General features: G+C 41.5%; 13 protein-coding genes. All 13 read right to left on the minus strand.

What is annotated here, in order from left to right; translation table 11 throughout:
- Positions 1-71 precede the first annotated feature (71 nt).
- The 13 genes from BLW74_RS04730 to BLW74_RS04790 all read right to left on the minus strand — a co-directional run bounded on the left by BLW74_RS04730 (position 72) and on the right by BLW74_RS04790 (position 17,899).
- The gene (locus BLW74_RS04730) at positions 72-2,870 is read right to left on the minus strand and encodes a hypothetical protein (RefSeq protein WP_089690275.1); all 2,799 of its coding nucleotides are present in this window, start codon (positions 2,868-2,870) and stop codon (positions 72-74) included.
- Complete coding sequence (locus tag BLW74_RS04735) at positions 2,871-3,899, minus strand: hypothetical protein (protein WP_089690276.1); 1,029 nt, start codon at positions 3,897-3,899, stop codon at positions 2,871-2,873.
- Positions 3,892-4,695 (minus strand): fimbrial biogenesis chaperone, encoded by an 804-nt coding sequence (locus tag BLW74_RS04740; protein WP_089690277.1) that lies wholly within the window; start codon positions 4,693-4,695, stop codon positions 3,892-3,894. Before BLW74_RS04740 ends, BLW74_RS04735 begins: the two co-directional genes overlap by 8 nt.
- A 76-nt stretch (positions 4,696-4,771) precedes the next feature.
- Complete coding sequence (locus tag BLW74_RS04745; RefSeq protein ID WP_089690278.1) at positions 4,772-5,293, minus strand: hypothetical protein; 522 nt, start codon at positions 5,291-5,293, stop codon at positions 4,772-4,774.
- A gap of 313 nt (positions 5,294-5,606) precedes the next feature.
- Entirely contained in the window at positions 5,607-6,023 is a 417-nt protein-coding gene (locus BLW74_RS04750; RefSeq protein WP_139265694.1) for a hypothetical protein, read from the minus strand.
- A gap of 46 nt (positions 6,024-6,069) precedes the next feature.
- Complete coding sequence (locus tag BLW74_RS04755; protein WP_089690280.1) at positions 6,070-6,900, minus strand: helix-turn-helix domain-containing protein; 831 nt, start codon at positions 6,898-6,900, stop codon at positions 6,070-6,072.
- A 209-nt stretch (positions 6,901-7,109) separates the two neighbouring features.
- A complete protein-coding gene (locus BLW74_RS04760; RefSeq protein ID WP_089690281.1) occupies positions 7,110-7,661 on the minus strand; it encodes a hypothetical protein in 552 nt (183 codons plus the stop codon).
- Positions 7,658-8,908: a phthiocerol/phthiodiolone dimycocerosyl transferase family protein gene (locus BLW74_RS04765; protein WP_089690282.1), complete on the minus strand. Its 1,251-nt coding sequence runs from the start codon at positions 8,906-8,908 to the stop codon at positions 7,658-7,660. The genes BLW74_RS04760 and BLW74_RS04765 overlap by 4 nt, the downstream gene beginning before the upstream one ends.
- On the minus strand, positions 8,905-10,176 hold the full coding sequence (locus tag BLW74_RS04770; protein ID WP_089690283.1) for a condensation domain-containing protein: 1,272 nt from the start codon (positions 10,174-10,176) through the stop codon (positions 8,905-8,907). The genes BLW74_RS04765 and BLW74_RS04770 overlap by 4 nt, the downstream gene beginning before the upstream one ends.
- Before the next feature lie 14 nt (positions 10,177-10,190).
- Positions 10,191-12,593, minus strand: a complete 2,403-nt coding sequence (locus tag BLW74_RS04775) for a glycosyltransferase (protein ID WP_089690284.1) — start codon at positions 12,591-12,593, stop codon at positions 10,191-10,193.
- Positions 12,586-13,368 (minus strand): alpha/beta fold hydrolase, encoded by a 783-nt coding sequence (locus BLW74_RS04780; protein ID WP_089690285.1) that lies wholly within the window; start codon positions 13,366-13,368, stop codon positions 12,586-12,588. Before BLW74_RS04780 ends, BLW74_RS04775 begins: the two co-directional genes overlap by 8 nt.
- Complete coding sequence (locus BLW74_RS04785; protein WP_089690286.1) at positions 13,359-13,658, minus strand: acyl carrier protein; 300 nt, start codon at positions 13,656-13,658, stop codon at positions 13,359-13,361. The genes BLW74_RS04780 and BLW74_RS04785 overlap by 10 nt, the downstream gene beginning before the upstream one ends.
- A complete protein-coding gene (locus BLW74_RS04790; protein ID WP_089690287.1) occupies positions 13,646-17,899 on the minus strand; it encodes a type I polyketide synthase in 4,254 nt (1,417 codons plus the stop codon). The genes BLW74_RS04785 and BLW74_RS04790 overlap by 13 nt, the downstream gene beginning before the upstream one ends.
- Between the last annotated feature and the right edge of the window lie 11 nt (positions 17,900-17,910).

Genomic DNA, 17,910 nt, shown 5'->3' on the forward strand with positions numbered 1-17,910 from the left:
ATGCAAATTTTGAATTTTTGATTTACAAAATTTTCAGACACTAAGTATGATAATGATTTATACTCCATCATTTACCCCCCAAACTTCTTCACCCTAATCACCTTCTCCCTTACTTTAATCACAAAAGGTTCCACGTGTACTATTTTTCCGGCTTCCACTTTGAAGGTATCTGTGGAGCGTTCGCAATAGGTATTGGATGGCAGAGAGTTTTTGTTGAGCTCAATTCTGTAGTTTCCGGAGGGTAGGAAAGAAGCAAATTCGCCATTGTCATCCGTGATGATGCGCTGCACTAATTGGTCATTGCGGTAGATGTTGAAAAGGATGCCTCCGGTTTTGGGTGTGAAGTCTACCGCTGTTTTAGCATCGAAATCATAGGTTACTTTTCCCTGGGTTGTACCGTTTTGATGAAGCGGAATTTCCAGCGTGTAGTGGTGCTTGTTTACGGTAAATTCGGTTTCGTCATAATACCAGCCCTGCTGGATCACCTGCTTCAGGGCATATTTCCCGTAGGGGATAGAACGATAGCTGATAAAACCTGATGCGTCAGTTTTAAACGAAATGGTATTCAGCATGATGAGATAGCCAGCGGCCTCTTTGTCGCCTTCATCGTAGATATTGTTTTCGTTCAGATCATAATAAACAAATGCTTTGATGTCTCCTTTTTTACCCGGATCCAGCGTGCTGTTTCTTAGGTTGACGGTAACGCCGGCTTCAACTGTAAAAAAATTATTGGTGAAGCTGCCGGAAGAATAACTGAAATAGGAAGAATTCAGATAAAGAGCATATCTATCCCGGGCATATTTCAGATTCATAAATCCGGACGGCGATTTTCCGTACAGAACATCATTGGTGTAAGAGATTCCTGAAGTAACGTTCAGTTGATTATCAAAGAAATTTTTATTTACAAAAGCCGAAAGAGATAGCTTTTCGTAAGGAGTGCTTTTGTTCATCAGTCTTGAAAAAGCGTATTCGGAGAGGAAATAGCTTCCATGCTGATAAATACCGTTTACCGTAAGCCATCGGTAGCTGTAGGTTCCGCTCACTTTCATCTGATACTGCAGCTTATCATTGTCAGGATAACGTACCAGTCCGGTTTCCATGCTCAGGATAGAAGAGTGCTGCTTATCAGGGCTCAGCCAGGTAAGATATTCGGTAAGGCGTTGTGTTTTCAGCTGTTTGGTTTCTTCGTAAGGCTGCGCATTAAAGAAATTATTGTAAGAATTGGAATTTTCTTCCTGATACTGATAGCCAAGCCCCATTCCAACGTTTCCTCTTTTAGGAAAGTTGATACCCGTATCCAGCCTTATGTTGCTTGAATTCAGATTGTTGCTGTAAAAATAAAATTTAGGTGAAAAATGAGAAGCCATAATGTTGGCATATACATAATGGTCCTTGAAAATCATTGTAGAAAAATTCTGCTGAATCTGCAAAATTCCTCTTCTGTTTCCGGGATAATAATCTGTGCTGTAAAAGTAGTTTCCGTTCAGACTGATCTTTCTGATCATTCCTGAATACTGAGATTCCAAGGCAAGGGAGGGCTTGGCAGACTGACTGTTTTCATAAAAGCTCAGGCCGCCATATACTTTGGTGTTCGTTTTCCAGTCCTTTCCAAAGGCATACTGGAGGTCTGTTCCGGCTACATGATGCCGCGCTTTCTCATACGGGTCATTCCTGAAAATATAAGTTCCTGCAATGTTCCGGGAGGCGTTCTGTGCACCGATAATTCCTCTGGTATAAAATCCGTAGCCGTACTTCAGAAATGAATTTCTTTCTATCAGGCTGTAGGTCTGGTCTACAAATCCTGCTTCAATTTTTTTATTTTTATCGGGAGACGTGTAGGCATATTCCAGCCCTCTTCCAAACATAGAAAGCTCCAGCAGTTTGTTGATGTTCCCGATCGTAAATTCGTTGTTCTCTCTTTTATAGGTAAGGTAGGTATTGTTAACAATGGGATCACTCTGATGGGTCATTGTGTAGATGTTTCCACGGATGAAAACATATCCGGAAGGAAGATTGAAACCTCCGGATCCTGCCAGCTGGTACATATCCAGGTTTTCCCCGGCGTGCCTGTAGCTTGCGGTGATGCTGTTTTTGGTGAAATTTGAAAAGGCTGTGGATTCCAGATCTTCATACCGCTGTACCGAAGAAACATTCTGCACAGATACCGAAGTACTACCGAATATCTCTCTGTCTGGCTCCCTGAACCCTGCAATATTGACAGAAAGCTGAGTACTGCGCGATTTAATCCTGGACGGCATAAATCGGAATACAAATACCGAATCTTTCTGCACACCAATGCTTCCTTTTTTTTCTATGAAAGCATTCCCCTGATCAGCTTCCGGAATTTTGAACACCACGGTTACATTCTGTTTTCTGTTGCCCAGATTGGAAACTCTGGCTCTCACTTCTACAGAATCTGTAGCTTTGCTTACATAGATCACAGGGCTTTCCGCAGCGATTCTTATAGTATTGTTTTCAGCGACGGTATACAGCATTTCTTTCTCTGCAGCCATCTTATTCTGCAGATCCGAAAGTCTGAAAATCAGCCTTGCATCTCCGGAAACCGCATTGCTGCTCACTACAATTTTTACCGGCAAGAAAAGACGTTCTCCGGGTTGTATATCTACCTGAAGAGTATTTCCTGAAATATTCCTGAATCCCTGCGGAACAGCAATTTCTATTTTTCCTTTGAATGAAGTTGCCGCTTCGCTGCTCAATACAGCTATCAGATCAAGGATCCCTGCTTTATCTGCTCTGGATTCGTTGCGTATATCGAGATGTATTCCGGAACTGTTCTGTGCCGGAATCCAGATCTGAAATGCAATTAAAAAAATGAAAATGATTTTTTTGAACAGGTCCTGAAGCATCATCTATTGGGGGATAATCTCGTATTGAAGCGTTGTGGAATATTCTTCTGACTTGGCGTTGATTACCCTTTCATCATTGGCTTTTGTAGAATATTTTATATCATAATACACACTTGTATTTCCGGTAGAACTTCCTGATGCAATAAGCTGTGGAGAAGCACTCAGCAGAACAGGATATACATTACCGCTGTTTCCTGAAACGGGAACAAGATTAAGTTTTACGGTTTCCAGAGGAATAAAGTTGCCCGCGGGAGAACTGAACTGTCCCTGCAGAGAACGTAATTTGATCTGATACTGCGTATTGCTTTTTACAATCAGCCCGTTAGAATAGAGCACACTTACTCCGTTTACGTAATCTGACAGGCTTTTGAATTCCAGAGCGCCGTTAACCGCTTTCGAAGAAAACTGCAGAGACATTTCAGGCACATCAGTCGGAGTTCCGCTGAGTGTACCGATCTGAAACTGAAAATTATGATCTGTTCTTCCGATTATATTATTGTATTGGTCGTACGCTGTAAACTGGACAGGAGCAATAAAGCTGATCCATGCCGGATAGCTGCCCAGGTAGGAACCTCCCATTACATTCATGCTGAATTTTACCTGCAGGCTGTAGTAGCCGTTGGGCTGTACGGGCTGATTATACAGTGGCGCATTGGATTGTGGAATTAAAAAAACTTCCTGTTTTTCCTGAAGAAAGGTATTGAGCGGCATGCCGATCTGAGGAATGGTGGGCACAGGACCTGGATAAGCCTGTCCTGATGAGGAAACCGGCTGCAGTGATATTTTACTGGCTGGTATTGTATATTTTCCGTCAGTAGAGGTAATAGGCTGTTTGAGCCTCATGGATATTTTCCAGTAAGGAATATTAAAGGCGCCATTACCGGTCAGCATAAAAGTATAGGCATCCGGATTGGTATTTCCACTGTACGAGTTGATCTGAAGGTAGCTGTTTACCCAGGAGGTGTAATTTACCTGTGAAAAGCAGTTCAGGGAAATCAGCAGGAAGAGGCAGAAGAATTTTTTACTACTCATAGCTGAAGCTTAATTCTCCCAGTTCCAGGTTGTTATTGTCACCGTAATCAATCATGACCGAGGCCGTGTATTTTCCTTTTTCGAGTCCTGCCGGCAGCGGAATATTCATTTCCCTTTTGTTTCCCGGCATGGTATAAAAAATAACAGGGTCTAATGATATTTTTTTTCCGGTTTGTGTGTTGACAAAATCGGTGTATATTTTCCCGTCTGCCCACACATCACCATGGTTTTCAAAAAAAACATTGATGGTGCCGGTGTTTTTTCCGTAGACCAGATTCTGGATCTCAAGTTTTTTCGTTTTGGCTGCCGGAAGCTTGTGAAATAGCTTGATGCCGGAACGGATGCTTACCTTGATGTTGGCTCCTTTATGATCTACATCATCCACAGGATTCATCTGGCTTACATAGAGAACAGCCGTATGTACAGATTGTGCATCTGAAAGGACATTGGGAACCGTAAGAGTAACTTCAATATCTTTTTTCTCCCCCGGAGCCAGCGTGAAATAATTATCTTCCTTTTTTACAGAAGCCCAGCTTGCACAGGAAGAGGGAAGGGTATTGGCAGCGTACGTTACATTTTCTCCTTTGCCATCATACTCCCAGTCTCCCAAACTTACAGCAAGGTCCAGAGAATTTTTTGCACTTACATTGGTTACCGTTATTTTCTGGGTATTGCTGTTTCCGTTTCCCGATTCGAAATAAAGTCTGGGTGGTGAAACCGAAACTCCCGTTTGTGCTTTTCCGTAAAACGAAAGCGCGAAAAGAATGCTGAAAAGGAGAAAAGAGAGTCTGCTCATGACGGAGATTAGTTTTTAGAATGAAGATAAAATGCTGTGGTAGGTACAACACTTTATCATTGCATACTGCTGAATATTATTGAGAAATAATTGTATACGTCAGCTCAGTAGTGTATACCGTAGGATCCTGTCCCGCAATATAATTGTCCAGATATGTATTGGCTCCTGCACCTTTGTATTCAATATTGATTTTTTTGTCTACACCTCCGTTCGAAGAGCTTACCAAAGTAGTTTCATTAGGTGATAACTGTACGTTTTGTGCATACTGTGCTCCGTTTACGGCTTCAGAACCTGCACTTGCCTTAATCTGAATTGTGTTGGACTGGATGTTTTTTCCTCCGCTCTGTAATGCAGCGTTCGCACTTTTTACTTTTACCTGAAATCCTCCTGTGCTGTAAATACTTAAGTGGTCTGCATTCACGGAAGTTACACCATTTGCATAGTCGTCTTTAGTAACGTAGTCTAAGTTTACTGTTTTCTGAGCGTTGTTCACTACAAGGGTCTGAATCGGTTTCAGTCTTACGTTCAGCGTTACATTCTGTGCTTTTAAAGTTGCGAATCCCAAAAGGGCAAAAGACGCTAAGATCAAATTTTTCATAGGTTTAATGATGTTTTCTTGTATTAATAATTTTTAAAATTGCGGATGCAAAGGTAAATACAAAGACCATCAGCGCTTTTGTGAAAAAACACTTATTATTTGTGAATTTTTACGATGAAATCTCCATTCAGCAGAAATTGCTTTTTATGACTGGAAGCATAAAAAGTAGCAATAAGGCAATAATAAAATTGCCATAAAATAAAAGGAATGCTTTATTGATCTTAAATATCAGTTTTACTTACCATATTGATAATAAATAAATTGCAAAATTGCTATTCACTGCATATTTATTTTTTTAGCTTTCCATATTTTTTTACTGAGAAATTAGAGTTAATATTAAAAAATTATGGGCGTCATTGCCTTCGGCCTCTTCATTTTTTACGATGTTTTCTATTTCGTCAGCGATGGTATATATCTTTTGAACCACCCCTTTGTGATGGCTGATAAGACGATATTCATCTGAACCTTCTCTGTTGTTTTGGGAATTGCCGTTGATGTTTCGGTATTCATCATATTGTGCATTGAGCTGAAAGCCTGACGGACTTGAGATCGTCACAGACTGCAGCTCACGGAAGGAAGATCCGCTCCCGTCATCTGAAAATCCGTTTCCCACAGCGAGCATCTGTACCGGAAAAAGCCTTACATTAAGTCTTAAACCGTCTGTTGTCTGTGCAAATGATTTTGTAAAAGCAAAATATAATACAATGAATAAAATGTACCTTGCAAACATATAACCTGTATTTTTCCCCAAAAGGTTACTTATGTAAATATACAAATTATTTCATTTCCGAGGGATTTTTTCCGGTATGTTTTTTAATGAAATTTGTAAAATTTCCTTCATTGCTGAAACCCAGATCATAAGATATTTCAGAAATGGTGGAATTAGAGAAATGTAAGGCTTTTTTACACTCTGTGATCAGTTTTTCGATGATGATCTGCTTGGCAGTTTTGTCCAGAACATACTCTGTCATCTCCGTCAGCTTTCTTGATGAGATATTGAGCTCGCCGGCATAATAAGCTACTTTTTTAGCTTTTTTGTAATCTCTCTGCAATAATACCTTGAACCGGTTGACACAATACATATAGTCAAACTTGATATCTTTCTTGATTTCTTCGGTAGGAATATGTAGAAGCGCATCAAGCATCAGCCTTTCTATCGCATTATGGGCAGCAGCGATATATAAGCTTTCATCCTTTTCCCTGAAATTTTCCATCCGTTCCAAAAATACCACTCTCATCTGCTCTATATTGATGAAAGGAGCGATGAATATTTCAGCATTATAATTGTAAAAAAGCTGTGAATTGATAAACAGGCTGTCTTTGGTTGATCGCTCATAAAAACTTGATGAAAAAGCAATTGAATATACGTCTGATCTTTTGGTATCGCCAAAAACAATCTTTTTTTGCGGCCCAACGAACGCAATATTTCCTGCTTTTAACGGATAGGGAACATTTTCAACCGTTAATACGATATCTTCAAGAATGATATAGATACAAAAATAGTCTAAGGTATTGAATGCTCTTTTGTTTTTATTTCTAGTGATTAGATAATCTAAGCGATTGATACTGAATCCTATATTTTTTAACTGATCCGTTATTTTATACATACCCTGTGGCTAATGCTGTCCTGAGAAAAATTCTTAAAAATTATTTATATAAATATAAAAAATTTATCAAATATCCCATTTTAAAGGAAAAAATTAATTTGTGTTGCATAATAAAATAATGAATACCCTGATAATCAGCCGGACAATATCGCCTGCCTAGCAGGGACCGGATTCCTGTAATACCTGTCATCAAAGATACTGTTAATTCATTAAGAATTCAGATCTCCTGCAACGGTTTGTGTTCGCTCACACATCCATCGCTTTAATCTCCACACCGGCACATACACAAAAACGACAGACAAAATCCCAGCGAGAACACCTACCGCTAAAGCCATTGCGGTAGCGTCCAGCTTATAATCTTTTGAGAAATTGTACTGTCCTATAAAAAGCAGCGAGAGTACCAGCGAACCTGTTATCAAACCGTGTAAAATACTCAGCCTGGTCATGAGTTTTTTAATATTCAGCTGTTCATCTATTGTAAATTCTATGGCGTCCTGGCTGGCCGCATCCGTTACTCTTTTGATGATATCAATGGTAAGGACTACCGGAAGAAAAACAGCCATCGGCAGGGTAAGACGAGCCAGGTTTTGGGTTCCTGCGAAAAAATGGGTGTAGCCCAGCTCTTTGAAGCTGGCATATGCGATGATGAAATTAAAAAATACATTCGGAAGGACATAGTAAATCGTACGCTTGATGAGAAAGCGTTTCAGGGTTGTTTTTCTGATGGGTTTTGGCTTTGGAGGCTTTATTTTAAATTTCATAGGGAGGTGGTCAATAGCTCAATGGCTTTATCTTTTATCAGACAGGCTTCTTCTTTCGGAAGAAAATTTTCATTAGACATGAAGGTAAAATCCATTTGCTGGTTGTAGGTACTGGTCACCAGGGTATTGGAGTTCAGCCATGGGAAAGCCACGGTTGGACTGATTACTGTTTCCAGGGTAAAGTTTTTGTAATCATTCGGGATGTTCACTTTTCCCATATTGGATAAGGTGATATCATGCCCGCCTTCGCTGGACTTCAGCATATGGATCATACGTTCTACAACAGGGTGCATGTGTTCGCCCATCCAGAGAAGTTCACGTGCTTCCATCTTATTAATTTTCTCCGTAAGTTCTTTTTTGATCTGTTTGGCATTGTTCATTACATCCCTGCTGTTTTTTTTCACAGAAAGCTCTACCGTTGGGGCAAAAGCAAATAAATGGTCTTCTTTAATTTCAGGAATAAAATGGCGCACGTCTACCGGACTGATCACTTTTCCTTTTGCGCGCTCTCCCTGAACATCCCGGAAAGCCTGCATTACGGAAGAGCACAGCAATGCATGCACAGAAATTCCGTTGGATTTACATTTTTCAGTGATAAGCTTGGTGTCTTCCGGAGTCATTTTCCAGTGAATAGCATAGTTTCCGAGATTTCTCTTTTTGCTTTTTCGCTGGATAGAAAAAAATATTCTGGCCAAAAGGAGATAAATGCCGGCCTTATATTTTTTGATTCCTGCATTAAAATCCGAAGGCAGGAAATCATTTACCGATTCGAATGCAGCATACGGGATGAGCGGATAATAAGGATTGTCCAGTAAGCCAAGGAGTTCACGCATTAACGTAACTCCGGTTGTACCGTCTGCAATACAGTGAGGTATGATCCAAAGAACTTCGGAAGCATCCTGTCCTTTCACCCATACGAGTTCAGCTAAAGGCTTTTTGGGATCTTCAAACAGCTTAAACCATCCTTTTTCAGATTCTTTAAACCAATCTTCGTCTGTCTTTCGTTCCACAATACGAAGGGGAATAGGCTCAATATCCTTTTGCCCTACAAAATAAGGGTATCTGCCATTTTTTTGATCAATGGTGGCTCTCAGTATAGGATGTTTCTGCTGAATTTTGAGTAAGGCCGTTTTAAAATTTTCTTCAGGAATCTCTCCTTTTATTTTTGCTGTATAGACACAGTTTACAGGAGTTTCAGGATCTGCATACATGATCCTCTCTACCATCATTAAAGGTCTTTTGATCATAATACTGCCATTTGTTTTAATTGTGAATGTATAATCTGTATCACCTCATCACGCACTGCCAGAGCATCTGCGTAAGGCAGATATCCTTCGCTTCCCATAAATGTAAAATCCATTTCCCCACGGTAAGTAGAGGTTACCATTGTGGTGGTATTACCCAACGGACCTATCACTGTCGGACTGAAAATAGTTTCTACAGAGAATTCTTTGTACTCATGAGGAATCTGAATGCGTCCCAGATTAGAAAACATACAGTCGTTAGAGGATTTCCCGTTCTTTAAAAGTCTGGTGAAATTCTTCAGCGCATCATGCCCGGATTCCATCACCATCATGGTAATGTAAGGATTAAGCCTGCCTGTTTTTTGTGCCACAGATTTCTGCATCGCACGAAGATTGTCATCAAAGCTTAGCTTTTCATCCGAAGAAACCACAATCATAAGTCCGAAAGCAAAAATATGATCTTCCTTAATCTGATGGGCAAAACGTCTGATATCCACCGGACATGAAACCTTGTTGAAAGATTTCTCACCTCTTACTTTTTTAAAGGCCTGCAATACTGCCGCACTCAAGAAGGTATTTACAGTTACTCCCTGAGATTTGCAGTAAGCAATTACTTCTTTGCTCACCGTTTCATCCAGTTTCCAGTGGATCAGATAGTCGTTCTGTCTTTCTATAGCTTTTTTGCCTACCGGAATGCATTTAATTGCGGTAGCGGCAAGTCTTCCGATAAACTTAGCTTTGAGTTTCTGTCTTCGGCTGTTCAGGATTTTTGCAGGAACCACATCCTGTATTCCTAAGATGGGATTTTCTGTGCCGATATCAGCGGCGGGATGATCCAGTACCATTAGGAATTCTTTCAGAAAAGCCATTGCAGAACCGCCATCACAAAGACAATGATGGAATGTAAACAGCATGTCGGAAACATTTTCCCCTTTGATCCATACAAAACGGATCAAGGGCAGTTTTTCATAATTAAAGGCAGTGTTCCATTCTCTTCTGGATTCTTCCTGCCACTGGTCTTCATTCTGCCGGGTAATGATTCTTACAGGAATAGAAACAGGGTTTTCCGGAACATTATACCAGGGAATATTTTTTTCATCATGACTGATCAGTGCTCTCAGCCATGGATGTTTATTTTGAATCTGAGCGAGGGCATGCTGGATATCCTTAAGAGCAAAGGTTCCTCTCAGTCTGAACGAAATGATTGCATTAAAGGGTTCTGTACCGTCCCCCAGTAACATGCGTTCACCAAATAGCAGTCTTCTTTTCATAGGCAGAGTATGAGCTATACTGAAGTTAATGTTGAATGTTCCGTTACAAAATTTTCCAGCAGTTCTACTGCTTTGTCGTTACCGCCGGCAAGGGTAAATGTATTGCGGACTTCCTGGGCGGCTAATCTGTATTTCGGATTTTCCAACAATTCAAAAACTGTTTCACGAAGAGCTTCTGTACGAAGTCTTTTGTACCGGATGCTGATTCCGCAGCCTGCCTGTTCGATCAGTTTTGCAATATGGAAGTGATCATACGCGATAGGAGTAATCAACATCGGCAACCCATTACGGAACGTATCATTAACGGTATTGAACCCTCCGTGGCAAATCACCATGTCCATTTGCTGCATCACTGCAGACTGAGGAACAAAGCTGTTCACAATAAAATTCTCCGGCCATTCTTCAAAGATTTCCGGTGGAGTAGCGGCAATTACTGTAACAGGCTGGTCTTTAAATGCTGCAATGATTTTTTCGAAGAAAGCTTTTCTGATATCTACCAGCAATGTTCCCAATGATACAAAGATCTTTGGAGTTGTTGAGGCATTCAGTTTATCCCAGTCAAATGGAGCATCGTTGGGACGGCCTTTCACCGGGCCTACAAATTTCATATGAGAAGGAACCGTTTCAAAACCGGCAAATGCCTGCGATGTAAATACCATATTCAGTTTGTGAGAATGGATGTAAATTCCTTCTTCATGAATACCTACTTCCTTTTGAAGGTCTTTGATCAGGTTTTGCTGCCATTCCCAGATTTTAGGAGCACTTTTTTCCGTATCTCCCATCACATCCGGCGGAACAGGAGTGGTAGTTACGCAAGGAATATGATGTTTATGAGCAAAAAGAGCTCCTCCGAAAGTGATGCAGTCATTTACGATTACATCAGGCATCCAGTTCTCTGTAAGTCTGGTTAATCCCGGCATCATCATTTTCGCGAAAGGAACATACGTTTCTTCCAGTGCCAGTTTCATCACTTCAGGTCCTGAACATGCGGGTCCGTCATCCTGTCTTTTTAAAATGCGGGCAATTTCCTCCTGATAGGGAATAAGATCTTCTTCGGGATAGAAATAAGAACCTCCTTCAGGAATATGTTTGTTGTCTAAAGGCGTAATCCCGAACCATTTTACTTCGTGTCCCCGGGCAATTAAACTGGCTCCAACACTTAAAGTAGGGCTTACATGTCCGAAAAACGGCGGAACCACGAATAAAAATTTAGACGGCTTTTCAGGTTTTGAAGCCTTTGATATAGCCTGTTCCAATAGATTGGCTGCTGTAGCTGAACCTCCGGCTTCCACAAAAGACTGGCCTACTTTCTGAGCGGCTTCACGGTAGCTTGGGTTATTTAAAATCTGTTGTACAGCTTCTCTGAGATGATTGGCTTTAAATCGGTTAAAATTAAGACGTTCACCCGCTTCGGTACGTACTACACGTCCTGCAACATGCGACTGGTCATACGCAATCGGAATTACGACCAAAGGAATACCATGGGATAAGGTTTCAGATACGGTGTTATGACCGCCATGGCAGACTACGCCGTCAAGATGAGGTAACAGATCCAATTGCGGAACCTGCTGATACACCATAAAGTTGTTCGGCCACTGCTCAAAAAGCTGTGGATCGGAAACCACTACAACAGTTAAGTTTTCGTCTTTAAAGGCATCAATCACTTTTTGAAAAAATGCTTTTTTATGATCATGATCGAAGGTAGTTCCTATACTAACTAAAATCTTTTTGTTGTCTTTGCTTTTTAATTTTTCCCAGTCGAATTCACATGAAACACGTCTTTCTGTAAGAACCGGACCTGTGAATTGATACTGTGACGGCAGATCCTCCATTTCCCCAAAGAAATAATTCGATGTTAAAACAAGGGTCAACAGATCTGAAGTTGCCAAAGAGCGTTCTTCCGGGAAACCCAGTTCTTTCTGCAAGTCGATGATTTGATTCACTTCCCATTCGTGTACTTTCGGAAGCTCATTCATGATTTTGATGGCTGCCGGAGCAGTAACGGAAGTCGCATAAGGAATTTCAAGAGTTTTAGCTGCAACCGGAGCTGCAAATAACTGATGATCTCCGATAATCAAATCGGGCTTATATATTTTTAATAATGAAACAATACCCTTATAGCAGTGTCTGTTCAATGGGATAAGAACCTCTTCGTAAAGGAATTTCACGCTGTCTATGCCATACACTACTTTTTTGGAGATAATATCGAGATATTGTTCACTTTCTTTCTTTTCTTCGTCGGTCTGATCGTATTGGATCAGTAATAATTTTCCTCCCTCGGGAAGTTTAGCTTCTAACGTAGGGTCTAGGGTGATCCAGGCTACTTCATGTCCTCTTTCCAGCAGCGTTGCACCGATGCTTAGAGTAGGGTTGACGTGACCTGTCAATGGTGGAACTATAAATGCAAATTTAGCCATGGTTTTGTGTTAAAATTTTAGATAAAAATTGAGCAATCGTTTCAGCAATGCGCTGAGGTTCCTGGATAGGAATATTATGATCGCCCGGAATTAATTCAAGTTCAGACTGGCTGATTTGAGATTGCAGCCACTCACCGGTAGGTCTGCAGTTGGAATCAGCGCCATAAAGCAATAGCGCAGGAGCTGTTAATTCATTAAAACGGGCTTCACCAAGGAAATGTTTTTCCCTGATCATGTCTGCTTTAATGCTGGTCTGATTAAACAGAAATTCATACATACGGTGGTTCTTCTCCATTTGTCTTTTGCCCATCTGTACTTTGGTGGTGTCTGTAAAGTTGGCCACGTAATGCTCAAGAAACTCTTTGCTGTATTCATCAATGATGTTACGGGCTTTTTCGTCCTGGGGATCCGGCGCTTCGATTACCACTAGCTGATTCACGCGGTCCGGGTATTCTAAAGCTGTTTTTAAAGCAATAAGACCTCCGAAACTATAGCCGACAAGGTGTACTTTTTCCAGTTGAAGGTGATCTATCAAACCTATAAGATCGGATGACATGTTGTCAAGATCGTACCCATCCAGAAAACGCTCACTCATTCCGTGGCTTTTCAGATCGTACATCACCACATGGAAATGCTTTGCCAGCAAAGGGGCAATATTAAAATAATAAATGGACAGGTTGCTGAACATACCGTGGATGAGTACCACGGTTTGTTCGGCTCCTCTGTTTAGTTCCTGTATGTGAACTTGTCTGTTATTGACAGTGATTATTGGCATTCGTAGATATAATTGATGATCATACTAAGGTCAAGATTAATCAGCTGGTCAAGATCCATAGAAGATAACCAGCCTGTAAAGTCGATCTGATCACCAAAATGCGCCTTGATCTTTTCAGAGAAAGAAACAATCTCGATGCTGTCCATTTCAAGATCTCTGGTGAATGAACTTTGAGGAGTAATATCCATCTCTTCTACAAATTCAGCACCTATCACTTCAGTAATAAAACCTTTTAATAAAGTAAAAAGTTCTTCGTGGTTCATTTTTAATGTTGCGTTTACAGTGTCCATCCGATAATATAATTTTTATGTTTAATAGTTTTTATTTCAATGTTATTGATCCACAGGTGATCGTCTTTTATCATTTCGACTTCGAAGGCTTTAGGGTTTCCCTTCAGCCCTGTTCCCAGGAACTTTCCGCAGGCTTCCTTGGCTACCCAGAATCGGGTGGTCCATTCTGCCTGATCTCTGTCTTTTAATAAGATTAATTCTTTGTCCGTAAATACCATGTCGTAGAATCCTGAACTGCGTTCTTCCATCTGTTCCATATCAATGCCTACCGGTTTTCCATATCTCGCGATTCCTACGGCTTCTTTGCCTTTATGGGCCAGCGAAATATGAATATCTTCTGTGAAATCACTGATGAGGTAAGGTTTTCCCACTTCATCGGACCGGATTTCAAACGTGATCGGGAAGCAGGCGTGATCTTTTTCTTTCCGGAGAAGATTTCTTACAGCGTCTTTTACTGCTACCCGGCTTACCATCCAGTTTTTCTTTTTGTTAGGTAGTAGCTGCTGGTGATGCTGCTTTTCTGTCTGGTTGAAATATCTTTTCAGGATAAAATCCCAGGAAGCTACTCTGGTATACGCCTGATGGAAAAAGAAAACTTCAGGGGCAATCTCTTCCGAAAGGCGGTTGTGCAGCGGTGACATGGAAACATTCCATAAGGCGGTATCAATTTCCAGTCTTCTGTTCTGCCAGCCGGTAATGGCGCACCATACTTTTCCGTCTCTTTTCAGGATGATATCGGCGATGGCAAATTCATCATTCAGCTCGGTGAGCATGCAGGTACATTCAAAAATACCTTCCTGATCATGCATATCTCCGAAGAATTCAATATCTCTGATTTTCACAGGGAATGCAATACGGTCTTTCACCAAAGTAAGCTGAAGCCAAAGCCCGAACAGCTGTCCTGCATTATCAAGCAAAGAACCTTTACCACCATTTCCTTTTATTTTTCCGATAATACCTTTGTCTCCAACGGCTGACACTTCAGTAATTCCCTGGTACTGATCTCCATGGAACATGTGCATGTCGTAGATTTCTTCAGGGGTTCTTTCGATAGGTAAAAGATTACCGATGGAAAGATTGAAATCAGGGGTTGGAACAGGAGCAGATTTTAAAACCACTTCTGCGTTGGCAAAGTTTTCAATATCGAGATAAGCGTGATTCGGTGAGCGCCATTCTCCTTTTACGGTTTTTTCGAAAGGTTTAGCGACGTTCATCCATTGGAATACACTTACGTTCATGATTTTATGAACCAGTGTTCCCGGAATTTCCGCTTCTGCGATTTCTGCAAGCTGTTCAAAGATCATCGTCATCGGAATAACCGGTTCCATATCTGCTACATGAGCCCATCCTTTTGGCTGTCTCAGTAAGCTGTGGTCGATCAGGTAAGGATGACTTTCCAGGCTAACGGACAGGTCTTTTGAGAAGGAACTGCTTCGTGGTGCTGCCTGAGCAACAGTAACTACAGGTGCGGGGCTTTGAATTTTGATTTCCGGACGGTTTTGGAATAAAGTCAAGACTTCTTCCTGCATTCTGATCATCTCCGAAACATTTTCCTGAAATGCCTGTACCAGTGGATGACCGCTTTTAGCAGCAATGGCTGATGCTGTGGCTGTATATTGTTTTGGCGTATCAAAAGACTGAGCCAAAGCTTTCACTTCTATAAAATTACGGATAATAGGCGAACCTAGCTCAAGCTTAATACCTTTTCCTGATGCTCTTTGGGAATGATTCTGAATCTCCAGAAAGTCAAGAGCAATTGTTTTTCCTTCTACAAATAACGAAGCTACAACACGTTGTAACTGAGCTAAAGCAGAACGGGTTGGAACGCTGGAAGCGATGGTACTGAAAGCTTTTCCTTTCAAAGTATCATCAATAAATCCAATCAGACCGCCAGTTCCGACTTGAATGAAAACTCTTGCGCCTTCTTCATATAATTTGTCTGTCAGCTCACGGAAACGGACAGGTTCTACCAAATGCTCTGCACTCAGTTTTCTGATCGCTGCCTGATCTGCAGGATAAGGTTCTAAGGTGGTAGCAGACCATAATGGTATTTTTGTCTGCTGGAATTGTGCTTTTTCCATTCCCGCAAGGATCACATCCAGTTTATCTGCGATAAAAGGAGAGTGGAATCCGGACTGGAACGGCAGTATTTGATGGAAAATCTGTCTGGCCTTTAACAAAGGCACCAATTCATCCAGAGCTGCATTGCTTCCGCAAAGAATCACCTGATTAGGGCAGTTGTCATTGGAAATATATAGGTCTGAAATTTCTGAAATGAAAGGCTGTACCACGTCAATTCCGGCTCCTATAGCAATGAACCTGGAATCTTTTAATTCAAAAGTCTCAGGATTCAGTACATCAATTAAAGCTTTTACAGAGTTGGCCTCCGCTAATTCCGAAGAATAACCTGCCAGCCATTCTCCCAAACTGTGTCCGGCATTCATATCAGGAATAATTCCCAGTTTTTTCAGTGAATTATCAAGAATACTGCAGTTGTTGAAAATGTTCAAAGCATCGGTTAAAAGTCCTTCTCCTTCTGTTTCGATAGGTGCTGTTAATCCGAAATAACGGCCAGCCGTTTCTACTTCACCTTTTGCCAGACCATCTAAACCGGGGAATACGAAGGCTATTTTACCACCATCTTTTAATAATGGAGCAGCGGTGTACCAGATATCCTGTTTGTTCTTCCATGTGATATTTTTGGAAACAATTTTAATGGCTTTTTCCAGTCTAGCAGGGGTGGGATCAAATATCGCAACTCTGAAATCTCCTTCACCAATTGCTGTTTCATTATTTTGTAAAGCTGAAAGCAGTTCTTCATGGGTAGGTCTGGCCAAGATCAATACCTGATCTTTTTTAGGCATATCATACCCTTCCAAAACCACATGAGCATTGATTCCCCCGAATCCGAAAGCATTTACTGCGGCTACTTTCGGAAGTCCTGTTTTTGACCAGTTCTTGGCTTCCTGTACAGGTTCAAACCTTGTATTCTGCATCTCCGAAGTTGGATTTTCGCAATATAAGGTTGGCGGTAAAGTATCGTGATGTAATGCTAAACATGTTTTAATTAATCCTGCAATTCCTGCAGCCGGCATAGCATGACCGATATTGGACTTTACAGATCCGATACCCGCAGCCGGAGCCGCTTCTTCTTTTCCGAAGAATTGGGCTAAGGTCTGAAGTTCTGTTTTATCTCCAAGAGGAGTTCCTGTGCCGTGCGCTTCAAGATATCCCACTTTATTTTTATCTAAATCAGCGTTGATCCATGCCTGTTCCAGTGCTTTCAGCTGACCTTTTACTGATGGGCTCATCACACTGGTTCCGTTCCCGTCACTGCTTACTCCCACCCCTTTGATCACAGCATAGATTTTATCCTGATCACGTACAGCATCTTCCAGTCGTTTTAATACTACGAAACCACAGCCTTCGCCAATGAGTAGTCCGTCCGCATCCATACTGAACGGTTTGATCTGCTGCTGGCGGGACATGGCTCCCAGCTGGGCAAAAATACTCCAGAAAGCGGCATTCTGTCCTGTATGTACGCCTCCTGCGATCATGATATCAGAACGACCTCTCTGAAGTTCCTGTACAGCATGATCTACGGCGATAAGAGCAGAAGCACAAGCGGCATCTACCGTGAATGCAGCACCCCCTAAATTGAACCGGTTGGCAACAAGAGAAGCGACAAGATTAGGAATTAAACCCATTGCGGTATCGGCAGCAAAACGTCCTTTGCGCTGTTGAAAAGCATGCTTTACTTTTTCAATATCCGCAGAAGAAACCTGTGGCAGCAACTCCTGTAAGAGGGAAGCAATCTGTTCTCCTGTTCTTACAATTTCTATGGCACGGGTAGCACCCGGACCGGTGTAGTTTCCTTTACCAATGATGATTCCCGTTTTTTCAAGGGAAATATTCTTCTGAAATATGCCTGCATCTTCCAGTGCTTTCTGTACCAGATCAAGGGTAAGCAAATGATCAGGCTCCGTTCCTTCAACAGCCAGCGGCAGAATACCAAATGCGGTAGGATCGAAAGTATAATCAGGGATGAATCCTCCACGCTGACAGTAAAAACGGTCAACAAGGCTTGTGGCATCACTGAAATGAACCGGATCTATCCGATCCGCCGGAGCGAGCTCGGTAGAATCGACTTTATTGACAATATTCTGCCAGAAAGTGTTGGCATCCTGTGCCCCGGGAAAGACACAGGATAAGCCAATTACAGCAACATCTGTTTTTTTCATACTTTGTTTAT

Source organism: Chryseobacterium culicis (assembly GCF_900108365.1).
Classification (GTDB): domain Bacteria; phylum Bacteroidota; class Bacteroidia; order Flavobacteriales; family Weeksellaceae; genus Chryseobacterium; species Chryseobacterium culicis.

Coding starts and splice junctions, on each gene's coding strand:
- BLW74_RS04730 (WP_089690275.1), bottom strand. CDS start 2,870: ATGATGCTTCAGGACCTGTTCAAAAAAATCATTTTCATTTTTTTAATT.
- BLW74_RS04735 (WP_089690276.1), bottom strand. CDS start 3,899: ATGAGTAGTAAAAAATTCTTCTGCCTCTTCCTGCTGATTTCCCTGAAC.
- BLW74_RS04740 (WP_089690277.1), bottom strand. CDS start 4,695: ATGAGCAGACTCTCTTTTCTCCTTTTCAGCATTCTTTTCGCGCTTTCG.
- BLW74_RS04745 (WP_089690278.1), bottom strand. CDS start 5,293: ATGAAAAATTTGATCTTAGCGTCTTTTGCCCTTTTGGGATTCGCAACT.
- BLW74_RS04750 (WP_139265694.1), bottom strand. CDS start 6,023: ATGTTTGCAAGGTACATTTTATTCATTGTATTATATTTTGCTTTTACA.
- BLW74_RS04755 (WP_089690280.1), bottom strand. CDS start 6,900: ATGTATAAAATAACGGATCAGTTAAAAAATATAGGATTCAGTATCAAT.
- BLW74_RS04760 (WP_089690281.1), bottom strand. CDS start 7,661: ATGAAATTTAAAATAAAGCCTCCAAAGCCAAAACCCATCAGAAAAACA.
- BLW74_RS04765 (WP_089690282.1), bottom strand. CDS start 8,908: ATGATCAAAAGACCTTTAATGATGGTAGAGAGGATCATGTATGCAGAT.
- BLW74_RS04770 (WP_089690283.1), bottom strand. CDS start 10,176: ATGAAAAGAAGACTGCTATTTGGTGAACGCATGTTACTGGGGGACGGT.
- BLW74_RS04775 (WP_089690284.1), bottom strand. CDS start 12,593: ATGGCTAAATTTGCATTTATAGTTCCACCATTGACAGGTCACGTCAAC.
- BLW74_RS04780 (WP_089690285.1), bottom strand. CDS start 13,368: ATGCCAATAATCACTGTCAATAACAGACAAGTTCACATACAGGAACTA.
- BLW74_RS04785 (WP_089690286.1), bottom strand. CDS start 13,658: ATGGACACTGTAAACGCAACATTAAAAATGAACCACGAAGAACTTTTT.
- BLW74_RS04790 (WP_089690287.1), bottom strand. CDS start 17,899: ATGAAAAAAACAGATGTTGCTGTAATTGGCTTATCCTGTGTCTTTCCC.